At 37.3% G+C, this 4,220-nt stretch carries 3 protein-coding genes; all 3 read right to left on the bottom strand.

The annotated features are described in order from the left end of the window. Window positions 1-22: 22 nt before the first annotated feature. Entirely contained in the window at window positions 23-1,264 is a 1,242-nt protein-coding gene (lptC, locus tag PN450_RS17600; RefSeq protein ID WP_210422294.1) for an LPS export ABC transporter periplasmic protein LptC, read from the bottom strand. After that, entirely contained in the window at window positions 1,264-1,893 is a 630-nt protein-coding gene (locus tag PN450_RS17595; protein ID WP_148760765.1) for a LabA-like NYN domain-containing protein, read from the bottom strand. Before PN450_RS17595 ends, lptC begins: the two co-directional genes overlap by 1 nt. A 223-nt stretch (window positions 1,894-2,116) precedes the next feature. Then, complete coding sequence (metG, locus tag PN450_RS17590; RefSeq protein ID WP_271837073.1) at window positions 2,117-3,712, bottom strand: methionine--tRNA ligase; 1,596 nt, start codon at window positions 3,710-3,712, stop codon at window positions 2,117-2,119. Window positions 3,713-4,220: the final 508 nt, after the last annotated feature.

Genomic DNA, 4,220 nt, shown 5'->3' with positions numbered 1-4,220 from the left:
CCCCCTACTCCCCCTACTCCCCCTACCTTCCTTCCTGGGGGATGATTTCTGTTACCACTCTGCGTCCAGAATTACCACCTTTGACAACAATATTTTCTGTTTCTAAATTACCGACGGCTGTTTCCCCTTGGAAAGTTAATTTTGGTTCAATTTGACGATAAACGATATTTCCCTGCGCTTCTAACAATTTTTTATCTAAATACCAAGTAAGTTGATTTGATTTTAAAGACTGACGACGTTGCCCAACTGCATTCACATTACCAGTGAGATATACCTTATTTTCTGGTATTTTCATTTGTCCCTGATTAGCAGTGACAGTGACATTTTCAGCAGATTGGAATATCCGAATGGGAGAATTTGTGGTGATATTTTCTTTCTTAATATTCCAGGTAATTGAGTTACTAATAATTTGTATCAATGGATCTAATAACTCTAATTTTGCCTGTGGTTGGAGAATGGCAATTTGAGTTTTTAAATTAATTTCTGCGGCATTACCGTTACCACGTCCAGTGATTTTGTTATCCTTATATCTTTCTATTTGGATTGGGCGATCGCTAAATAATTTCTCCTCCTTAATATGCCACATTAAATGATCAGTTCGCATTTGCAACTGTGGATCTGTGGATTTTGCGAATACTCCCCCTGAAAATTCTACCCGTTGTTCACGAGTTTTGATCTTTGCTTCTTGAGCTACAGCTTGTAATTGTTTATGACTACCATTTAACTGATTGCGAACAATCAATAAATCTTCTTGAGGTCGCCATTCTAACTCATTACCTTGGAAAACAATTCCATTGCGGGGATCGGTAGCTACAATTTTACCTTTAAGAAAAAGTTGCTTACCATCTTGCTTAATATCAGCCTTATCTGCTTTAATTTGGTAGACAACTTTTCCATCTTGGTAAAGTTCTCCTTGAGGACTTTCTGCCTCACCAATTTGCTTATCTGTAGTGTATTTTGCTTCTTTGGCTTTAACTTTCCAAATTGGTCTCCCTACCTCATCAAACTGTTCTAAAGCCACACCGAAAAAAGTTAACTTAGTGTCATCCTCCTTTGGAGATGGATTATCAGTTTTTGATTGAGTTGGTGATGGATTACCGCAAGCAGACAAGCATAAACCTAAACACAAGATCAAAGGCAGATAAAACAAATTAGTTGGTAATCGCAACCCAAAAAATGAATAGAAGTGGGGAGAATGATTTTTAGATCCCCTTTGATGTTTTGCATCTTGTCTTCTATTCTCCCTACCTTGTGCATATTGCATTATTCTGGAACTTCTAAATGTCTACTATTATCTCGATGATCGTCTAAAAAGCCCATACTAGACAATGGCCGATATGGATAACTTTGGCGGGGAGTTTTTTGGATATCTTCTTTGATAGCTTCTAAATCAATATAGCGATCGCTCACATTAATTAAACTATCACTAGTCATAGAACGCAAACTCACCACCTCTACCCTCACACCACGATAGCTCACAGAATTGACAGCATAAGCCAAATCACCGTCACCGCTGACTAAAACTGCGGTATCATAGGAATCGCACAAAGCCATCATATCAACAGCTATTTCTACATCTAAGTTAGCTTTTTTAGAGCCATCTGGTAATTGCACCAAATCCTTAGCAATAACTCGATAACCATTGCGACGCATCCACAACAAAAAGCCCTGTTGCTTCTCATTTGTCCGATCTACACCTGTGTAGAAAAAAGCGCGTAACAGCCTTGATCCACCAGTTAAACGGCACAATAACTTAGTATAATCAATTTCGATTCCCAGTTGAAGCGCCGCATAAAATAAGTTTGAGCCATCAATAAAGATAGCCACCCGACCCCGATTTTCCAAAACTTGTTCTGGCGTAAATATTGAGTCGTTTTCAAAATTGTTCAACATTATTGTCATACCTTGTGTTGTTATCCCTGTGATGATAGAAATTTCTAACTATCTGCTTATTAGAGTTGCTAATGATAAGTCTCCGGGGCTAATACATCAGGAATCTTCAATCATCAGTAAAACTGTTTTGATTATTTACTTCCTTGATCTACTATTAAGATGTAATTAATAGCCCCGAATTCTTTGGTTTTTTAAGAAATTCGCAGTTCCCAAAATTAATCTTTTATTTTGATGTTTCTATCCGTTTAAAAACTGGTTTTGGTGTTCCCAATATTTGTTGTTCGGATAATATTCCCCAGGTTGAGTGGGTACAAAAAGGAGCTAAAATTGCACTTTCTTTTTGTTCATTAAAATTGATCCCCCAGCCTAATTGCTGATAAATATCACTGCTGATATTAGGAATAATTGGGGATAGAAGATAAGCTGCTAATCTTACAGATTCCAGAACCGCATATAGCACCGCTTCCACTTCCTCCTGTTTACCTTGTTTATATAATGACCAAGGGGCTTGATCATCAATAAACTTATTACTGGCTTGCACCAGAGATAAAACATAGTGACAGGCTTCATTAAAAGCTAATGCTGTGTATGCTTGTTTCACCTTTTCTCCCAACTGTAACCCTATCGCTTTCAAAGGATTTTCCGATGGAATGTCTGAATGGCTAATGGACGGTACTTGACTAGCGCAGTATTTCTTCACCATGTTTAAAGTCCGATTTAACAAATTACCTAAATCATTTGCTAAATCTGCATTCAAAACATTAATGAACCTAATTTCATTAAAATCGCCATCCTTCCCAAATTCGATTTCCTTAAGGAAGTAATAACGAACGGCATCACTACCATAATTTTCCACCAAAGCGATAGGATCAAGAGTATTACCTAAAGTCTTGCCCATTTTTTGACCATCTTTAGTTAAAAAACCATGTCCAAATACCCTGTCTGGTAAAGGTAATCCCGCTGACATCAACATTGCTGGCCAGTACACAGCATGAAAGCGTAAGATATCTTTACCAATCAAGTGCAGATTAATCGGCCACCATGTTTGTAAAGCATTAGCTAAGGTTGGTTCTGCATCTGGTTCTAACAATGCTGTAACATAACCTAGCAAAGCATCAAACCATACATATAATGTATGTTGAGAATCCACAGGTACGGGAAAACCCCAATCAAGATTTACCCGCGAAATCGAAAAATCCTGTAAACCTTGGGTGACAAAATTGAAAACTTCATTTCGTCTGCTGACAGGTTGGATAAAATCTGGGTGAGATTGATAAAATTCCTCCAACTGAGTTTGATATTTAGACAAGCGGAAGAAATAGTTCTGCTCATCTCGCCACTCTACTTGTTTGTTAGTATGAATGGGACAGTGTTTATCTGCGAGTAAATCCCGTTCTTCCTTAAACTCTTCACAGGAAACGCAGTACCAACCCTTTTGTTCTCCTTGGTAAATATCGCCATTTTCCCAAACCCGCTGGAAGAACTCTTTAACTATGGCTTGGTGACGGGGTGCTGTAGTTCGACTAAAGCGGTCATATTGAATATCGAGTAAATCCCACAATCTGACAAAACTGGGGACAATTTCATCACAAAAATCCTGTGGTGGTTTTCCTAAACTCGCTGCTGAACGCTGAATTTTTTGACCATGTTCATCTGTACCTGTAATTAGTAGCACCTGATGCCCCTGCAAGCGATTAAATCTGGCTACTACATCCGCTGCTATAGTTGTATAAGCACTGCCAATATGGGGGACATCATTGACATAGTATAGTGGTGTGGTCAGTGCAAAAGTCTTTTCTGTTTTATTCACAAGATTCATGGACAATAAAAGCAAATTATTATTAATCAGTTTTCTCTATTAATAATCTAGATTATCTAGACAAAACTACGCAATTATATAACATTGCTACTGTTTTTTTCAAACTCCTTCTGGATGATAACAAGTTTATGGACTGAAGAATTGTTTAATTACTTCTATAAATTCACCTGATTTCTGGCTAAATCAGCGAAAGTATTTACTAATTAATAATCATGGTAAAACCTGTTTCTTGCATTGGTAGTTACAGGGAATACACTAACTGAAACTCTAGCGATATAAATAATTGTGTGGATCTAATTCCCATATCACATTCTCCCAGTAATAGTTGACAAAACTGTTAAGCATTAAGCATTAAGCTAACAGCTTTAAACCTGAGTTCGATGTAAGAAAACCAGCTAAAAATGAGTATTCAAAAGGGTTAGAGGCTTTTCTGGAAAGAGCCTATATTCTCAATAAACATTAATTATTGAGAATTAATAGGAAACCAGCCTAGATTTAAGTAAATTTT

This window comes from Dolichospermum lemmermannii CS-548, from assembly GCF_028330815.1.
Taxonomy (GTDB): Bacteria; Cyanobacteriota; Cyanobacteriia; order Cyanobacteriales; family Nostocaceae; genus Dolichospermum; species Dolichospermum lemmermannii.
This window is presented reverse-complemented; position numbering and strand designations above follow the sequence as displayed.

Excerpts from the sequence above, each read along its gene's own strand:
- lptC (WP_210422294.1), bottom strand. The coding sequence starts at position 1,264 with ATGCAATATGCACAAGGTAGGGAGAATAGAAGACAAGATGCAAAACAT.
- PN450_RS17595 (WP_148760765.1), bottom strand. The coding sequence starts at position 1,893 with ATGTTGAACAATTTTGAAAACGACTCAATATTTACGCCAGAACAAGTT.
- metG (WP_271837073.1), bottom strand. The coding sequence starts at position 3,712 with ATGAATCTTGTGAATAAAACAGAAAAGACTTTTGCACTGACCACACCA.